Here is a 17,886-nt window from a genome sequence, read left to right as displayed (position 1 = left end):
CACGGTCTGTGCTTTGCTTTTTTATGTTTCACTATTTATTTTACTTCCTTCAAAAGGCTATACGCATCTTCTCTAGTATCCGCCTTCAGAAGCTCATTTCTAAATTCTTCATCCATGAGTTTACGTGAAAGCATTTGCAAAATTTTCAAATGGTCTTCGCCTTCGCGTTCTTTAGGAACGGCTATCATAAAGATCAGCTTGGCACTTGTCCCATCAACGCTTTTCCAATCGACTCCTTCTGGTTTTCGCCCGAAGACTACAGCCGGCTGCTTCACAGCTTCCGATTTCCCATGTGGAATCGCGATATTCATTCCAAGTCCTGTAGTACCTTCTTTTTCTCGATTAAGAATAGCTTCTTTAAAAAGGCTCTGGGAATTAAGAACTCCATTTTGCTCTAATGTTTGTATTAGCTCCTCAATAACTTCATCACGTGTAGTTCCTGCAATGTTCGTGTCGATTAATTCAGGAGTGGTAATGTCCGTAAGCTTTGTTATTTCCTGAGGCGCTTCTTTACTAACTGGTTCTGTTTGCCCGGCAGGTTTCTTGGTTTCCATTACTTCTTCCCTTGCAGGCCCAGCTGGTGCTTCCTTTTTCAAAAAGTTCACCATAAAAGCAGTAACTACCATGCCGATAGCTGCAGCTACAAAAAACATCAGCACATTATCTACCGCGCCCAGTACAGCAACGATCGGCCCGCCGTGAGCAACGCGGTCACCAACACTGCTCAGCATAGCGATTACAGATCCAACGGCCGAACCTGCGACGATGCTCGGAATTACACGAAGCGGGTCCTGTGCGGCAAATGGAATGGCTCCTTCTGTAATTCCAAACAGTCCCATCGTGAAGGAAGCTTTTCCTGTTTCACGCTCAGCCTGCTGATATTTTTTCTTATTTATAAAAGTTGCAAGTCCCATTCCAAGCGGTGGAATACAGATCGCTACGGCTATAGCTCCCATAATTTCATAGTTTCCTTCCGCAATCATAGCAGCTCCAAATAAGAAAGCTACCTTATTAAATGGCCCCCCCATGTCTATAGCAATCATCGATCCTAAAATAACCGCCAGCAGTACGGCGCTCGATCCTTGCATTCCTTCTAACCACGCTGTTAATCCTTCAAAAATTCCCGCTACTGGGGCCCCAATAACAAAAATAAATAATAAGCCTACAATTAAAGTTCCAATAATCGGGATAAAAATAATTGGCATAACAGGCTGTACGACTTTTGGCACTTTTATTTTCTTAATTGCAAGCACGACATATCCTGCTAGAAAACCAGCAATTATGCCGCCAATAAATCCAGCTCCAGCTTCACTTCCATAAAAGCTTCCGTCCGCGGCAATGTATCCGCCGATTATCCCCGGTGCTAAACCAGGCCGGTCGGCAATACTATAAGCAATAAATCCTGCTAAAATTGGAACCATAAAACTAAATGAAGCAGCCCCTAAAGCTTCGATTTGCTTCCAGAAGGAATCTTCCGGAATGACGATTCCCCCTGGTGTATCATTTCCTCCGAGTGCCAGCGAAATGGCAATCAGCAGACCGCCAACAACGATAAATGGAATCATATATGACACACCGTTCATTAAGTGGCGGTAAACCGGATTTTCCTTTTCTTTCTTTTGCTGCTTTACTGTCTCCGATGATGGTGCACTCCCTGTATAAACGGATACATCTTTATCTATAATTCGCTGTATTAGACGTTTAGGCTCGCGTATGCCTTCTTGAACACCTACGACAAGCAGCGGCTTCCCTCCAAATCTTTCTTTTGAAACTTCTTTATCACTGGCAATAATAATCCCGTCTGCCTCTGCAATGTCTTTATCAGTCAGCGCATTTTCCACGCCAATGGAACCTTGTGTTTCAACTTTCATGTCAACGCCCATTTCATCAGCTGCTTTTTGCAAATTTTCTGCAGCCATATACGTATGAGCGATACCTACCGGACAGGCTGTAACCGCTAGTACTTTCACAACATTTTCCTCCCTCTCTTGTAACTGCTTTCATTGTACGATATTTTCTTCATAAAAAAATAATTCATTTTTACCGGAGCTGCGGTAAAAATGAATTATTGAAGAATTAACCGTTTTACTTGTGCAAAGTTTTCAGCATGCAAGATTTTCTCAACTTCATTAGGTGATTCACTGATTTTCGTAATCGTCTTCATAAGCGGCCGCAGTAAAGCACGATCTTCATTTGTGATCGCGAGCAAAAAGATAATCGAAACTTTTTCCGTCCCCCACTCCAATGGCTTGTCTAAAACGGCTATGGCTATAGCCGATTCTTTTACCTCATTTGGGTGAGCATGCGGAATAGCAATGCCTCCGCCGATAGCCGTAGAAGAAGAGCGCTCCCGTAAAATAGAACGGTGGGTGAATTTTTCAGATACCCTCCCGCGTTCTTCAAGCTTGCAGGCCAGTGTTTCAATCACTTTAAATCGATGTTCAGATTTTAAACGGAGTACAGTGAGATCCTCATCTAATAACGACCTGAAAATTTGAGTATTATTATTATTTTGTTCAACTGTTCTAAGCTTTTCTAGAAATTGGTCAAGCTGCCTCTTATCTTTCGCTTCCAGCAGCGGCGAAACTACAACAACTGGAACAGAAAGATTCTCAATATTTTTCGTGGAGATCACAAAGTCAATAGAATGAGTTTCAAGCGTAGAATGGACTTCACGCTCTCCAACACACCCGATAACCTCTATACCTTTGTACAGTTGCTCAAGCTTTGCTTCAAGCAAATGAGACATTCCTACTCCTAGCTCACATACAATAATCGCCTTTAAACGATCCTCTCTATTTTTTTGCAAGCGTTCCACCGCAGCTTGAAAATGCAGAACTAAGTAGGCTGCTTCATCTTCAGGTATTTTAAGTTCATACTCACGGCTCACGTCTTCAAGAGCAAGACCTACCATTCTAAACATATAAGGATACATCTTCTTGATTTCATTTAACATCGGATTTCTAATCGCCAGTTTATGGCGTATCCTGTGAATCGCTGAATTAAGGTGAATTCTTAATCCTTCCATAAGAATTGGATCACTGCTGAAATCTGTCATGATCATAATCTGCAGCTGTGTCGTCAGCTTACTAATTATGTCATTGAGTGATTCATCTTTTTCAGGAAGGAGCTGAGAATTTCTACGGCTCATTAAGTGCCACGTGAAATAAATCTTCTCCTCTTCAGGCAAAGTCACACGGAGAATTTCTTTTAAATAACCAAAAAATACCCAGCGGCCTTAAATTCTTCTGTTGTCCACTGATCAGTTGTTTTTATAGATATGGTGGATCTCTGTCTCGTTCGTTTGATCATTACCAGAGCATGTATAATCAGACTCTCTAGTTCGCCGGGGGCAAATTCAAGCAAAAAGCGATCCTGAAGTTTCTCTAAACCCTGTCTGACTATATCTACCTCATGTTCAGGAAATAACTGAAGGATATCACTTCTTGTATTTGATGCTAATTCAGGTAAGTGGGCAATAGCATTCCGCTTTGCTAATTCTCTACCAATCACTGTACTCCCCAGCCGCTGCTTAGAACAAATCTCAAGCTTAAAGTCTCCCAGCCAGCGATTGAGAACTTCTAAATCTTTTTTTATTTGAGGAATGGTTATAAAGTAAGCAGCTGCCAGATCTTGAAGGGTAAAGGGCTTTTCCTCAGAAAGCATTCTATACGCAATCTCTACTAAGCGTTCCTGATCATCTTTTCTTTCCGTCTGGAATAGCTCCTGGTATAATCGTGCTTTCTCAGCCTCTTCCACATACAGAGAGATGCCGACACCAGGCTTACGAACAAGCGAAGCCTGTGAATTTTTGTATAGATAATCTTCAACCACTTTCAAGTCATTCCGTAAAGTTTTCTCTGAGCATTCAAGCTGATCTGCCAGGTCTCGAACCTGCAATACTTCATTGTTATGGATGAGCATTTGATGAAATAATTTGGATTGTCTTTCATTCATAATAAACACCTTCTCAATGGATCTATGACTATTTTACCTAATCCCCCCTTATTTCACCAACTTGAGCCATAGTTAGATCTGGATCCCCAGCCTGCTCCTTCCCCCTTAGTTTCCTAAACTTTTTAAAATACCCAACATGCACACCCAGAAAAACTACAGCCACTCCCACCCCGTCCTTCACTAGATCATTGAAGGTAAATGACCTGCCAGGCACGTAATATTGATGGATTTCATCAATGAGGCCATACAGCATCGCAAATCCAGCTGCTAAACAGCTGAATAGTTCAGTTAACTTGTTGTTTACTTTTAATGCCCATATGAGCAAAATGTACAAAATGGCAAACTCAATGAAATGCATGCTTTCAAATAAAGTATTAACCGTCATGGAACCAGCCCCAGGAACGTTTTAATATCATTGATCGAATGACTGGACTGATACCAGATAAGCAACATATATACAACCGGCAAAACCGTAATAACTAATCTTGTCAACACTTTGCCTCTCCCTTCTACTAAACTATTGATTTACGAATCAGTATGGATGTAAAAGGGAGGCATTATACACATATTCCAGCAACCTAAAACAAATGGAATAATAGAACATGATAACTGTGATATAGTATAAATAAACTGTACTTTTTTACTAAACGCTTTTACCATAGAAGGAGAGTAAGCCATGGCCACAATTCGTGACATAGCGGAGAAATCAGGTTTTTCAATTGCCACTGTATCAAGGGTGCTAAATCACGATACAACTTTGTCGGTATCAGACCAAACCAAAGAACGGATATTCAAAGTCTCAGAGGAACTAAATTACCGTACGTTAAAAGAACGTTCGGCTAAAACAGAAAAAAAGAAATTCAGGCTGGGTATAACTTTATTTCATTCCGAAAAAGATGAAATTAATGATCCCTACTTTTTAGCGATTCGTTTAGGGATTGAAAAAGAGTGTATGTCCAAAAACATTGACTTAATAAAAGTGTACCGAAGAAATGACCATCTCGACTTATCATCTGTGAACCAAATAGACGGAATGATCGTGGTTGGACGAATCCCGCCAGAAGAAATAGACGAAATTAAGAAACTTACTAAATTTATTACTTTTGTTGATTATTCTCCGGACGAATCAGCCTATGACTCTGTCGTTATTGACTTTCAAAGAGCGATGCTCAATATTCTTAATCATCTAATGGAATTAAATCATCGTGAGATCGGGTTTATTGGAGGAGTGCTCCACATTCGCCCTGGAGAGACATTAATGGACTATCGTGAAAAAGCCTTTCGAGAGTATTTGAATTCCCGCAATATTTTAAATGAAGAATCTATCTTCATTGGACAATTCACTACCGAAGACGGCTACAAATTAATGAAAAAAGCTTTAGAGCAGCCGAAACTCCCAACTGCTTTTGTCATCGCAAGTGATTCAATGGCGATTGGGGCATTAAAAGCTCTCCATCAGCATAACGTCCGCGTACCAGAACAGGTTTCCCTTGTCGGCTTCAACGATATCGCCGCTTCTAATTACCTTCAGCCCTCTTTATCGACTGTAAAGGTATATACAGAGTTCATGGGTGAAACGGCAGTTGAGTTAATGATTGAACGGTTGAATACTAAACGAAGCATTCCAAAAAAAGTAGTAGTTCCCACGGAATTAATTAAAAGAGAAAGCACAGTAAAAATCCATTAAAAAAGACTTGGCTCAACTGCCAAGTCTTTTTTGGATTAATCTAATACTGTCAGTTTATAAATGGAAGAACGGTAATCTCCAAGCTTTTCTCCCTGCGGCTGAGTTGATCCTGAAAACTCATTTTCGAGCATTAGGCCGGCTCTCATCAGCTCATCTCCGTAGTAACTTCCATCAGTACCTTCAATCTTATATTCCTTATGTTCATTCAGTCCTTTTAACATAAGCCGCTTAAACCCTGGGTTCGGCTCTGCAAGAACCTTGTAGTAACCGACAAGGGCTTCCTTCTGATCACTTGAAACGACCATCCATGCTACAAAATTGCCTCCCTCATCAAACGGGCTGAGCAAACGGTAGAAAGTTCCGTGTTGAATCAGCTCACGATTCTGCTTATAAAAATGAACCTGCTGCTTCACTTCCTCTTTTTCCTTGGGTGTCATCTTCGTAATATCCAGCTCGTAGCCAAACATGCCAAAGAATGAAACATGGCCCCTCATTTCAAGGCCTGTTTTTCGATGCACCTGGTGGTTCGGTATATCTGATACGTGAGCCCCCATTGTACTCAATGGATAAGCCATCGATGTTCCGTACTGAATTTTTAATCGTTCTACAGCATCGGTATCATCGCTTGTCCACGTCTGAGGCGCATAGGAAAGCATTCCCGGATCAAACCGGGCACCGCCGCTTGCGCAGGACTCAAATAGGACATCAGGAAACTCAGAAGTTAATCGTTCATACAAATCATAAACTCCTAAAATATAGCGGTGGGCCACTTCACTTTGCCGTTCGGCAGGCAAAGCGAGGGAGCCGATTTCCGTCATATAACGGTTCATATCCCATTTCACATAAGACACAGGCGAATTCGCCAATACATCAGCCATTTGTTCGTATAAATTGTCGACAACTTCTTTTCTTGAAAAATCAAGCACATACTGGTTTCTTCCATGTGAATTAGTCCTTCCCTTAACATGAATAATCCAGTCTGGATGCTCTTTGTATAACTCACTTTCTTTATTAACCATTTCCGGTTCGAACCATAAACCGAATTTCATGCCAAGCTCGGTTATTTTCCGTGAGATGCCCTCTATGCCATCAGGCAGCTTCTCTTTATCCGCAAACCAGTCACCGAGTGATGTTGTATCATCATCCCGTTTACCAAACCATCCGTCGTCTAACACAAACAGCTCAATCCCAAGTTCTTTTGACTCTTTAGCAATATCCAGAAGCTTGTCTTCATTAAAATCAAAGTAGGTGGCTTCCCAGTTATTGATAAGGACAGGCCGCTTTTCATCCCTCCAAGGACCGCGCACTAAGCGTTCACGGTAGAGGTTATGATATTCCTGACTCATCCCGTTTAGCCCCTCATCCGAATAGACCATCACAACTTCAGGTGTCTGAAACTCTTCACCAGGTGCAAGCAGCCAGTTAAAGTCAAAAGGATTAATTCCCATCGATACTCTCGCTACATCATAATGATCTACTTCAACCTGGGCTAGAAAATTTCCGCTGTAAACGAAATTAAAGCCGTAGACTTCTCCCCGATGCTCATCCGCTGTTTTTCGCTTCAGCGCAAGAAACGGATTTTGCTGGGTGCTGCTCGTTCCCCTCGTACTCGTAATGCTTTGAATACCAGGTACAAGCTCTCTCGTTTTGACATGCCGTTCCCTCGACCAGGATCCGGAAAGCTGAACCATTTCAAAATCTGCGTCAAATAAGTCAATACTGGCGCTTAGGGCTCGGATTAACTCCAGCTTCTGCTTTCCCTTATTTAAAAATTTCGCACTTCTTGTGATGACGCTGCGGTTTTCATAAACGGTATACATTAACTCAATTTCTGCATCAATTAATGGATCCTTCAGTTTTATGATAAGCGTAGAAGCTTCGTCATTTTCTTCAGTATAAGTGGCAGGAAGCCCGTTTAATCCAGGCTTCCCTTGGAAAATTTCATGTGAAACATATTCAAACTGAGTCGTCCGGCTCCCGTCTTCCTGAAGAACTTGAAAGGCAGGCTCTCGGTAGTCGCTCGTCCCGTAGGATGGATATTCTTGTTTTAAGATATCCAGGGAAAATGTTAAATCCCCTTCAAAGACGTTTGACATACCAGCACGTGACTGCGTTCTAAATAAGTGCTGAAAGGAATCGCGATGTCGGATCGCTTTTCCATAATATAAATGTCCGAGCTGCTGATTCTTCATAACTGTAAAAATATAGCTGAGCCCTTCATTTTGTAAATGAAATTCTTTCGTTGTTTCGTTAAAATGTATTGGCATGTCTAAATCCTCCATAGAACAAATTCAGTGGTGCGAATATTATCCTTTTACTGCCCCTGATGAAAGACCGGCAATAAAGTATTTTTGTAAGAATAAGAACAAGACGGCCATTGGAATCATCGCAATAAACGCGGCGGCTGCTACAAGGCCGAGATTATGCTGGTTTTCTCCAAAGAAGCTGGCCATAGCAACTGTTAATGTTTGAACATCACTGCTTTGCAAGAAGAAAATCGCAAACTGATAATCGTTCCAGATAAATACACATGCAATAATCAGAACGGATGCTGTTACTGGCTTCAGCAGCGGGAAAACAACTCTGAAGAATATTCCTATTGTACTGGCACCGTCAATTTTTGCTGCTTCTTCAAGTTCCTTTGGAATCGTTGAGCGTATGAATCCTGCATACAGGAAAATTGTCAGCGGAATAAACGCAGCCACATTATTTAATACCGCAACAGTACGCGTGTTCAGCATACCCATATCAACAACCAGCTGATAAAGCGGTACTAGTGCTGTAAGCGGCGGGATAACCATAATCGAAATAAAAAACATCATTGCTGCTTTATTCAATTTAGTCGCACGACGTGCTAAAGGATAGGCTGCCATCGATCCAAAAAGAATAAGTAAAACAGCAGCGAAAAACGTAATAATGATCGAGTTAACAAAAGCCGGACCAAGATTGGCTTCCTGCCAGGCAATTGCGAAATTCTCCAGAGTGAAGTATTCAGGAAGTGACCAGCGGGAACTGAAATCTCCCCGTGTCTTTAATGCCGTAGTGATCAGGATATAAAAGGGAATGATATGGATGGCTGCCACCAGAACTGCCAGAGCTGTCAACATTGATTTCTTTGTTCCGCTCATTATGCTTCAATCTCCTTCCGTTTGAAGTACCATAGGGCGACTAAGCTTAAGATAAGAATGATGAATGCAATGAGTACACCTTGTGTTGCTGCATACCCGGCATCCTGCCTGCTGAAATACAAGTCATACATAAAGGTAGAGCTGGACTGTGATGCGTTACCAGGTCCTCCTCCAGTTAAAGCTACAATGACATCAAACAATTTCAAACCGCCAATAATGTTAAGGACGACGTTGATCGTGATGGAGGGCGCGAGCATCGGAAGCGTAATCTTCTTAAACTTCTGAAAAGAGGACGCACCGTCGATATCGGCCGCTTCATAAAAGTCTTTCGAGATCCCTTGAAGACCTGCCAGATAAATGATCATTGCAATACCAACGAACTGATACGTATTAACAAGGACAATAATGTATGGATTAATATTTGCATTTCCAAGCGCATTGATTGGGTCAAAACCAAAGAAGATCAACGCATCATTTAGTGCCCCGTTTTGAAACGCAAAGAACAGATAGAAAATATATCCCATGATTAACGGACTGATAATAACAGGAAGATAAACAATAGTTCGGGTCACTGTTCTAAATTTAATCGAATTGTTCAATAACAGTGCATAACCTAATCCAATCGCATTTTGCAGAATAGTACTTCCTATTCCATATAAAAGAGTGTTCCTGATCACCGTCCATGTTGTCGGATCTGAAAACATCCTCTGATATTGCTCCAGCCCAACAAAGTTCATTGTCTGAGAAAAACCGTTCCAATCGGTAAAAGAGATCCGAACCCCGTCGAGGAACGGGTAGACGATAAATACGGTTACAAACAACACAGCCGGCAGATACATCCACCATAATGATTTTTCCGTTTTCATTTTTCGTCTCTTCCCTCCAATTTCCCCTGATCTGCTTTTCAACTTCCCAACCAGTTCGCTCATACTCTGTGTCATCTCCTTAATAATAAAAAGAGTTTACTCCTTAATATAGAAGGGAGAGCATGCACTCTCCCTTTTCCATTAACAAGAATTATTCTTCTCTTAATCGGTCATATTCAGATTCCATCGTATCAGCCGCTTGCTCAGGTGTGCCGCCAGCCAGCAGCTCTTCAGTAGTTGTCGACATTACGTCCCACATGCCGCTTGGAAGGTAAACCCGGTCGAAGTAGCTGACAATCTCAGTACCTTCATATTTTTTAAGATCTTCAGAGAAATAAGTGTCCGCTTCCACGCCCTCAAGAGCTGAAGCCAGGTTTGTTCCTTCGGCAATACGCTGGGCATTATCAGGCTCAGCCATAAACTCGATGAACTGCTTTGCTTCTTCTTTCATCTTAGAATCTTTGAAAATAGCAAGAGTAAAGCGCTCTCCGCCAATCCAGACAGGCTCGTCCCCTTCATGTACAGTTGGAGTCGGCATCAGTCCAAGCTTAACTTCTGGGTTCACTTGAGTAGTATCGGGTCCGATAGAACCACCAGAAAACATGAAAGCAGCTTGTTCACCAGCCATAATTTCAGCTGACTGCGCATACTTAGCGGTTAAAACGTCCTGGTTTAAAAGATTTTCTTCCTGAAGCATAAGAAGCTGTTCTGGAAGCCACTCATATTGACTCCAGTCAAAAGATCCATCCAAAAACTCTTCTGTATAATCATTTTCTTCATCCGTGGCAAACATAGGCGTCATCATCTGGTCAACCATCTGACCTAATGGAAATCCATCTCCGCCGGCAACCCATAATGGAGCAACTTGTCCGCCACTTTCATCACGGACGGTTTTTAGAGCTTCTACGAACTCATCCCATGTCTGAGGTACTTCAATTCCATATTTCTCTAATACATTTTTATTATAGATGACACCATCCTGAGCCATGTTCACTGGATAAGTGTACACCTTACCGTCTTCGTCAGTTACGATATCTTTCATTGCCGGCTTCAGGTTTTCCACCCAGTCCATATCTCTTTGATCAAGTACATACTCACCATAACGGAGCTGAGACCAGCCGTGCGTATCAAATACATCCGGCAGATCATTCGCTGCCATCTGGACTCTCATTTGGTCTTCGTATCCCCCAGCTGGGAAACTGGCTTCAACATCAACTTCACTTTCTTCTTCAAATTCAGCAATTAATTCTTCAAAAGTATTTCTTTCCCCTTCACTGCTGGCAGTAAGAGCTACCGTCAGCTTACCTTCCTGAGCTCCGCTAACCTCTCCATCACTGCCGCCTTCACTTTCTGCACCGCCGCCTCCGCATGCTGCCAGCAAAGCTGCCATACCGATACCGCCAACTAACTTCATCAATGAGTTCTTCATTGTGTACCTCCTCGTTTTATTAAAAATAGTTTAAGACGAAAACCTGAACTGCCCTTTCATCATCCTTAGTAAAACATCACTAATAGTCCTGTGGATATTTTTACTAAAATTTTATCTTTGTTACTATGAATATATCAGATAGAGAAATCGCTTACAAGCCATTTTTTGAAATTTCTCATAGTTTTTTTACTGGTGAATTACTCTTTTATTTCTTGCATTAATAAGGGTTATAAAGGCCGATTAATGTTTTGTATTAAAAACAGAACTGTGTTAAATTAAATAATAAGTAAAATTTTAGTTAAAAGAGAGAAGAGGTGGGAAAATGGCCAGCTTAAAAGATGTGGCAAGAGAGGCCAATGTCTCAATCGCTACCGTTTCCAGAGTGCTGAGAGACGATAAAACCTTATCCGTCGCAGAGTCTACTCGGAAACGAGTCTTACATTCTGCGAAAAAGCTAAACTATCTATCTTTAACCGATAAGAAAAAATCTTCTATATTATCAAAAGATAAAAAGTCGATTGGCTTGATCGTCTTCTGTTCACGAGACTACGAATATGAGGATGAGTACTTCACAGGACTTAGAGTCGGCATCGAAGCCGAATGTGCCCATTTAAATTTAAATATCTCTACTGTTGTGCGGCAGGGCCAAAATTTATTAGAAGAAAGCAGCCTCAACGACCTTCACGGAGTTATCGTCGTTGGAAAAGTTTCACCTGAGACAGTCCGCGAAATCTATGAAAGATTTAATAGAGTCGTTTTTGTCGATGAATCACCGAACCCTGAGATCTTTGACAGCGTTACTTCAAATTTCTACGGGGCAACGAGTCAGTTAATGAAACACTTGATCTCGCTTGGACATAAAGAGATTGGATTTATTGGTGGAAAGGAAACGATTCACTCCACCTCTTCCCCGCTCGAGTTAGACGATATGGATAATGTAGAAAAGCTGCGTTTTCTTCCTTACAAGAAAATCATGAATAACCTCGGTTATTATGATGAAGAACATGTTTACTTCGGTGAATGGTCAACAGACACCGGGTATCAGCTGATGAAGCAGGCCATCAGCAAAGGGAATCTTCCTACGTCTTTTGTAATAGCCAGTGACCCACTCGCTATTGGAGCTATACGGGCACTGCACGAATCAGGTATTAATTGTCCAGATGATGTATCCATCGTAAGTTTTAACGATATTGAAATCGCGAAATTTATTAATCCATCACTCACTACTGCAAAAGTTTTTACTGAACAGATGGGGAAATCCGCTGTAAAACTATTAAAGGAACGAATGGAAGGCAGAGAAATAGCTGCAAAGATCATTCACCCGTGCCAAGTTGAGATTCGTGAATCATCTGGAATAGTCAGCCGTGAATCATTAACTGTCTAACTCACATAAATTTTTTTCTACTTAATTAAAAACGCTTTCAATAAAAATTCATAAAAACAGGAGGAATGTTCTATGTCAAGAATTACATTTATCGGTGCAGGAAGTACGATTTTCGCAAAAAATATCCTAGGTGACTGTATGTTTGTTCCTGCTTTAAATGGTTTTGAATTTGCACTGCATGACATTGATGAAAAGAGACTAAACGAATCAGAACAGATGCTGAGAAATCTAGCACAAAAATACAATCAGTCGATTAAGATTGTTTCTTTCTTAGACAGAAAGGAAGCATTAAAAGGAGCCAAATATGTGATTAACGCCATACAGGTGGGAGGCTATGAACCGAGTACCGTAATCGATTTTGATATCCCTAAAAAATACGGGCTTCAGCAGACAATCGGGGATACGATAGGAATTGGGGGTATTTTCCGCTCCCTTAGAACTATTCCTGTTATGAAGGCCATTGCGGACGATCTAGAAGAAATTTGTCCTGATGCCTGGCTGCTTAACTACACGAATCCAATGGCTGCTCTTACCGGGTACATGCTTCGCCATACGAATGTAAAAACCATCGGGCTCTGCCATAGTGTTCAGGTATGTACAAAGGATTTATTCGATGCTCTTGATATGGAGCATGAAGGAATCGAAGAAAGGATAGCCGGTATTAACCACATGGCTTGGCTTCTTGAGGTTAAAAGAGACGGACAGGATTTGTATCCGGAAATTAAACGACGGGCTAAAGAAAAACAGAAGGAAAAACATGAGGATATGGTTCGTTTTGAATTGATGGACAAATTCGGCTATTACATTACCGAATCTTCAGAGCATAATGCAGAGTATCATCCCTACTTTATCAAGAATGCTTATCCAGAATTGATTGACCGGTTTAATATTCCGCTTGATGAATATCCGCGGCGCTGTGTCAATCAGATTAAAGAATGGGAAGAAATGCGCGAGGAAATTGTCCATAATGCACAGCTTAGCCACGAGCGTTCTCACGAATACGGATCCCGCATTATCGAAGCGATGGAAACGAACATCCCGTTTAAGTTTGGGGGAAATGTATTAAATACGGGAAGCCTTATTTCCAACCTTCCCAAAAACGCTTGTGTAGAAGTTCCATGTGTGGCAGATCGCAATGGTATTCTTCCCGCTTACATCGGTGATCTTCCAGAACAGCTGGCTGCGTTAAACAGAACAAACATCAACACACAGTTACTGACGATTGAGGCCGCTGTAACAGGCAAAAAAGAGCACATTTACCAGGCAGCTCTTCTTGATCCTCACACGAGTGCAGAACTTTCCATGGATGATATAGTTTCTATGTGTGATGACCTTATTCAAGCTCACGGTGATTGGCTTCCTGAATTTAAATAATAGACTAAAGACGACGGAAATCGGCGCTCCCCTGCCCCTTCCGCCGTCTTTTTCTTTGCGCCAAAATAAGGTCATCTATACTAAGACAGGTTTCTATTGAATACTGTAAATATAGAATGTTTTTTTACAAAGGAGAGTTCCTATGAGGATTCACGTCGTGAAAAGCGGAGATACCTTATGGCAGATCGCCCAGGCCTATGGTGTAGACATAAATCAGATCATATATCTTAATCAGCCCCCGAGCCCGGATGTTTTAGTTATTGGGCAGTCGCTAGTTATTCCTGAACCAAGCCGTGAATATGTCGTTATGCCCGGTGATAATTTATGGGCAATTTCCCAAAGGTATGGAGTCACAATCAATGAACTGGCAGCGGCTAATAGTTTAACTGATCCTTCTCGCATTATGGCTGGCGAAATGCTGATCAATCCTTACAGTAGATACATGATTCAGCCAGGTGATACCTTATGGGAGGTCGCTGATCGTTTTGATGTCAGTACCGAAGAGCTTATAGTAGCCAACAATATTACTAACCCATCCTTGATTTACGCAGGGCAGATAATCCGTATTCCTTTCCCTGATCGACCGATTAAAGAAATAAATGCCTATACCACTCAAATTAATCCACAGGGAGCACAGGAGGTAACGGCATTCGGCCGAAACTTCACTTATTTATCTCCTTTTATGTATGCGATTAGAGAAGATGGAAGCATTACGGAAAGGCAGGATCAGCCCTTACTGCAAGCAGCGGAGTCTCAGAACATTGCTCCGCTCCTGACTTTAACTAATTTTAAAGAGGGCAGTTTTGATTCTGACCTGGCAGCTGCTGTTTTGCGGAATGAAAGTGTCCAGGAAACGTTAATTACGAACCTGCTGAACGAGATTCAATCCAAAGGATATCAAGGGATAAATATAGACTTTGAATATATTTATCCAGAAGACAAGGAAAACTATAATAATTTTCTTAGAAGGTTAACGGCTCAATTCCATCCTGCCGGCCTTCTTGTATCCACTGCGCTTGCCCCCAAAATCAAGGAGGATCAGACAGGTTTATTATATGAAGCGCACGACTATCGCGCACAGGGGGAAATCGTTGATTTCATTGTCCTCATGACTTACGAATGGGGCTGGGCTGGAGGGGAACCGTGGGCGATTGCTCCGATCAATAAAGTTCGTGAAGTTCTTGACTTTGCAGTAACCGTAATCCCGCGAGACAAAATAGTTATGGGCATCCCGCTGTACGGCCGAGACTGGAAAATCCCTTGGGTGCAGGGGACATTCGCCCGCACTGTAAGCCCTCAGGAAGCCGTATCACTTGCTGCTCGTTATGGAGTGCCCATTCAGTACGATGAAAAATACCAGTCCCCTTACTTTTTCTATACAGATGAAAGCGGACAGAAGCATGAAGTTTGGTTTGAAGATGCCCGCAGCATGCAGGAGAAATACGACACAATCAAAGCATACGATCTAAGAGGCGGCAGTTACTGGGTGCTGGGTAATCCTTTTCCGCAGAATTGGCCGGTGCTGCAGTCTAATTTTCAAATACGAAAGCTATGAATTTTAAAAAAGACCAGTTCCTCACTTAAGAGAAAGTACTGCTCTCCAAAAGTTAGAGTGAAAAAATAACTTTTGGAGTGCAGTACTGAACTGGTCTTTTAACTGTTATTTAATTATTACATACTCACTTTTTGGGCTTTGGCTTCTGCACGGCGGCGTTGCAAAATAGGTTCCGTATAACCATTAGGCTGTTTAGTACCTTCAAACACCAGCTCACAAGCTGCCTGAAAAGCAATTGATTTTTCGTAATCAGCTGACATTGGACGATAATCTGGGTCCTGACTGTTCTGTTCATCCACGACTTTCGCCATGTTTTTCATTGTCTGCTGTACTTGCTCTTTAGAGACAACACCATGGCGGATCCAGTTAGCGATATGCTGACTTGAAATTCTGAGAGTAGCGCGGTCTTCCATAAGGCCGATATTGTTGATGTCCGGAACTTTAGAGCAACCAATGCCAAAGTCGATCCAGCGGACAACATATCCTAAGATTCCTTGGGCATTGTTCTCAATCTCTCTCTGGATTTCTTCTTCACTCCACTTTGGATGAGAAGCAGCAGGGATTTGCAATATATCTTCGCGAAGGTCTCTAATTTGTTCCGCTAATTTGTTTTGCACGTCGCTTACGTTCAGACGGTGATAGTGAATGGCGTGAAGAATGGCAGCTGTTGGGGACGGAACCCAGGCCGTATTAGCTCCTGCTTTAAGCTGACTTCCTTTTTGTTCTATCATCGCCTGCATCATTTCAGGCATCGCCCACATCCCTTTTCCAATTTGAGCACGGCCTTGAAGTCCAGCTTTAAGACCAACGTTTACATTGGAAGCTTCATAAGATTGCAGCCAGACAGAGTTCTTCATTTCCTGTTTGCGAATCATAGGACCCGCTTCCATGGATGTATGAATCTCGTCCCCCGTCCGGTCCAGGAATCCTGTATTAATAAACACAATCCGTTCCTTTACCTCATGGATACAATTTTTCAAGTTTAGAGTAGTTCGGCGCTCTTCATCCATGACACCGATTTTTAATGTATTTCGTTCTAAGCCCAGCATATCTTCAATACGGTCAAACAGCTTATTTGCAAAAGCCGCCTCTTTTGAGCCATGCATTTTAGGTTTTACAATATAAATCGATCCCTCTGCAGAGTTTTGGACCGTTGAGTTACGCAGCAAGTCATGCTTGGCAATCAAACTTGTAAGCACTCCGTCCATAATACCCTCAGGAATTTCTTGTCCGTCACTATCTAAAATAGCATCTGTTGTCATTAAATGTCCGACATTACGCATGAACATTAGAGAGCGACCTTTCAGCTTAACCTCTTTGCCTTCTGGACTTATATATTCACGATCTGGGTTCAGCCGGCGAGTGACCGTTTGGCCATTTTTGTTAAAGGAAGCGCTGAGCTCTCCCTTCATTAAACCAAGCAGGTTGCTGTACACTAATTCTTTATCTTCTGAATCAACGGCAGCTACTGAATCTTCACAATCCATGATAGTTGTCGTAGCTGATTCAAGCACAACATCTTTTACACCAGCCTGATCAGTCTTTCCAATAGGATGGTTAAGATCGATTTGGATCTCAACGTGCAATCCATTGTTTTGGAGTAATATTGAGGAAGGGTCTTCCAGCAGACCCTGGTACCCAGTTAATTTACTAGAGTCCTGAAGACCAACTTGCTTCTCGTTAGCTAATGAGGCTAATAAGTCTCCCTCTCTAATTTCATATTTTATAACGTCTTTATGGGAGCCTTCTTCCAGAGGAGATACTTCATCGAGGAATTCTTTAGCGAACTCAATGACTTTCTCACCACGAATTGGGTTGTAAGTACTTCCAGCTTCTGCCCCGCCTTCATCACTGATGGCATCGGTTCCGTAAAGAGCATCATACAGGCTCCCCCATCTTGCGTTCGCTGCATTAAGGGCGTATCGCGCGTTATCTACAGGAACCACTAATTGCGGGCCAGCCTGATTAGCAATTTCAATATCAACATTTTCAGTTGTTACTTTATAGTCTTCAACATCTGGTTCTAAGTAGCCAATCTCCCGTAAAAAGGAAGTATATTCGTCTAAGTCCCGGGCTGCTTGATTTTCCTGATGCCACTGATCTAGCTTCTCCTGAATTTCATCTCTTTTTTCAAGCAACGATCTGTTTACAGGTGTTAAATCTTTTAACAAAAGCTCAAAATCATTCCAAAATTTTTCTTGATCTACTCCACTGCCAGGAAGAGCTTTTGTATTTAAGAATTCATAAAGATTATGGGCAACTTGAAGATTTCCAACTTTAATATAATCACGCATTTTTCTCTTCCTCCTCTATTTACTGGAATCTCGTAAAAAGGACTTCAATGATTCTTCCGCCAATATACACTCCTGCGACGCCAAGAACTCCGGCTAAAACAGGAGGGGCAGGTAAAGGAAGTTTAATTAATTTAAATACAACACCGATTACGATCCCTGCCAGCATTGCAAGGAGAGCTTCTTTTATCATAGATTACGACCTCCTGCCAAAC

14 protein-coding genes are annotated in these 17,886 nt (G+C 41.9%); 4 read left to right on the top strand and 10 right to left on the bottom strand.

Features of this window, described 5'->3' with window-relative positions:
- Positions 1 to 35: 35 nt before the first annotated feature.
- From HUS26_RS01460 to HUS26_RS01445, 4 genes are all read right to left on the bottom strand, one after another.
- Positions 36 to 1,970 carry a PTS fructose transporter subunit IIABC gene (locus HUS26_RS01460; RefSeq protein ID WP_173915467.1) on the bottom strand — a complete coding sequence of 645 codons (1,935 nt, stop codon included), beginning with the start codon at positions 1,968 to 1,970 and terminating at the stop codon, positions 36 to 38.
- A gap of 95 nt (positions 1,971 to 2,065) precedes the next feature.
- Complete coding sequence (locus HUS26_RS01455; protein WP_173915466.1) at positions 2,066 to 3,151, bottom strand: transcription antiterminator; 1,086 nt, start codon at positions 3,149 to 3,151, stop codon at positions 2,066 to 2,068.
- A gap of 59 nt (positions 3,152 to 3,210) precedes the next feature.
- Positions 3,211 to 3,957 (bottom strand): HTH domain-containing protein, encoded by a 747-nt coding sequence (locus HUS26_RS01450; protein ID WP_173915465.1) that lies wholly within the window; start codon positions 3,955 to 3,957, stop codon positions 3,211 to 3,213.
- 37 nt (positions 3,958 to 3,994) lie between these two features.
- A complete protein-coding gene (locus tag HUS26_RS01445) occupies positions 3,995 to 4,342 on the bottom strand; it encodes a VanZ family protein (RefSeq protein WP_173915464.1) in 348 nt (115 codons plus the stop codon).
- 291 nt (positions 4,343 to 4,633) lie between these two features.
- On the opposite strand from HUS26_RS01445, the gene HUS26_RS01440 reads away from it, so the two are divergent.
- A complete protein-coding gene (locus HUS26_RS01440; protein ID WP_173915463.1) occupies positions 4,634 to 5,644 on the top strand; it encodes a LacI family DNA-binding transcriptional regulator in 1,011 nt (336 codons plus the stop codon).
- Between the two features lie 35 nt (positions 5,645 to 5,679).
- Here the strand turns inward: HUS26_RS01440 and HUS26_RS01435 are convergent, their stop codons facing one another.
- The 4 genes from HUS26_RS01435 to HUS26_RS01420 form a co-directional block, all read right to left on the bottom strand.
- On the bottom strand, positions 5,680 to 7,911 hold the full coding sequence (locus HUS26_RS01435; protein WP_173915462.1) for an alpha-galactosidase: 2,232 nt from the start codon (positions 7,909 to 7,911) through the stop codon (positions 5,680 to 5,682).
- A gap of 39 nt (positions 7,912 to 7,950) precedes the next feature.
- A complete protein-coding gene (locus tag HUS26_RS01430; protein WP_173915461.1) occupies positions 7,951 to 8,772 on the bottom strand; it encodes a carbohydrate ABC transporter permease in 822 nt (273 codons plus the stop codon).
- Entirely contained in the window at positions 8,772 to 9,701 is a 930-nt protein-coding gene (locus HUS26_RS01425; protein ID WP_173915460.1) for a carbohydrate ABC transporter permease, read from the bottom strand. Before HUS26_RS01425 ends, HUS26_RS01430 begins: the two co-directional genes overlap by 1 nt.
- 88 nt (positions 9,702 to 9,789) lie before the next feature.
- A complete protein-coding gene (locus HUS26_RS01420) occupies positions 9,790 to 11,067 on the bottom strand; it encodes an ABC transporter substrate-binding protein (protein ID WP_173915459.1) in 1,278 nt (425 codons plus the stop codon).
- Between the two features lie 322 nt (positions 11,068 to 11,389).
- Here HUS26_RS01420 and HUS26_RS01415 point away from each other — a divergent pair, with 322 nt between their 5' ends.
- From HUS26_RS01415 to HUS26_RS01405, 3 genes are all read left to right on the top strand, one after another.
- Entirely contained in the window at positions 11,390 to 12,451 is a 1,062-nt protein-coding gene (locus HUS26_RS01415) for a LacI family DNA-binding transcriptional regulator (protein WP_173915458.1), read from the top strand.
- A gap of 72 nt (positions 12,452 to 12,523) precedes the next feature.
- The gene (locus tag HUS26_RS01410) at positions 12,524 to 13,825 is read left to right on the top strand and encodes an alpha-glucosidase/alpha-galactosidase (RefSeq protein ID WP_173915457.1); all 1,302 of its coding nucleotides are present in this window, start codon (positions 12,524 to 12,526) and stop codon (positions 13,823 to 13,825) included.
- Positions 13,826 to 13,967: 142 nt separating this feature from the next.
- Complete coding sequence (locus HUS26_RS01405) at positions 13,968 to 15,380, top strand: LysM peptidoglycan-binding domain-containing protein (RefSeq protein WP_173915456.1); 1,413 nt, start codon at positions 13,968 to 13,970, stop codon at positions 15,378 to 15,380.
- 116 nt (positions 15,381 to 15,496) lie between these two features.
- On the opposite strand, the gene HUS26_RS01400 is transcribed toward HUS26_RS01405, so the two are convergent.
- Both HUS26_RS01400 and HUS26_RS01395 read right to left on the bottom strand, forming a co-directional pair.
- Positions 15,497 to 17,674, bottom strand: coding sequence for a malate synthase G (locus HUS26_RS01400; protein ID WP_173915455.1), 2,178 nt, complete (start codon positions 17,672 to 17,674; stop codon positions 15,497 to 15,499).
- Positions 17,675 to 17,693: 19 nt separating this feature from the next.
- Entirely contained in the window at positions 17,694 to 17,864 is a 171-nt protein-coding gene (locus HUS26_RS01395; protein WP_371809526.1) for a DUF1427 family protein, read from the bottom strand.
- Positions 17,865 to 17,886 lie beyond the last annotated feature (22 nt).

The sequence above is a fragment of the Halobacillus sp. Marseille-Q1614 genome (genome assembly GCF_902809865.1).
Taxonomy (GTDB): domain Bacteria; phylum Bacillota; class Bacilli; order Bacillales; family Halobacillaceae; genus Halobacillus_A.
Note: the sequence above shows the minus strand (reverse complement) of the source record. Positions and strands in the feature narration are given on the sequence as shown.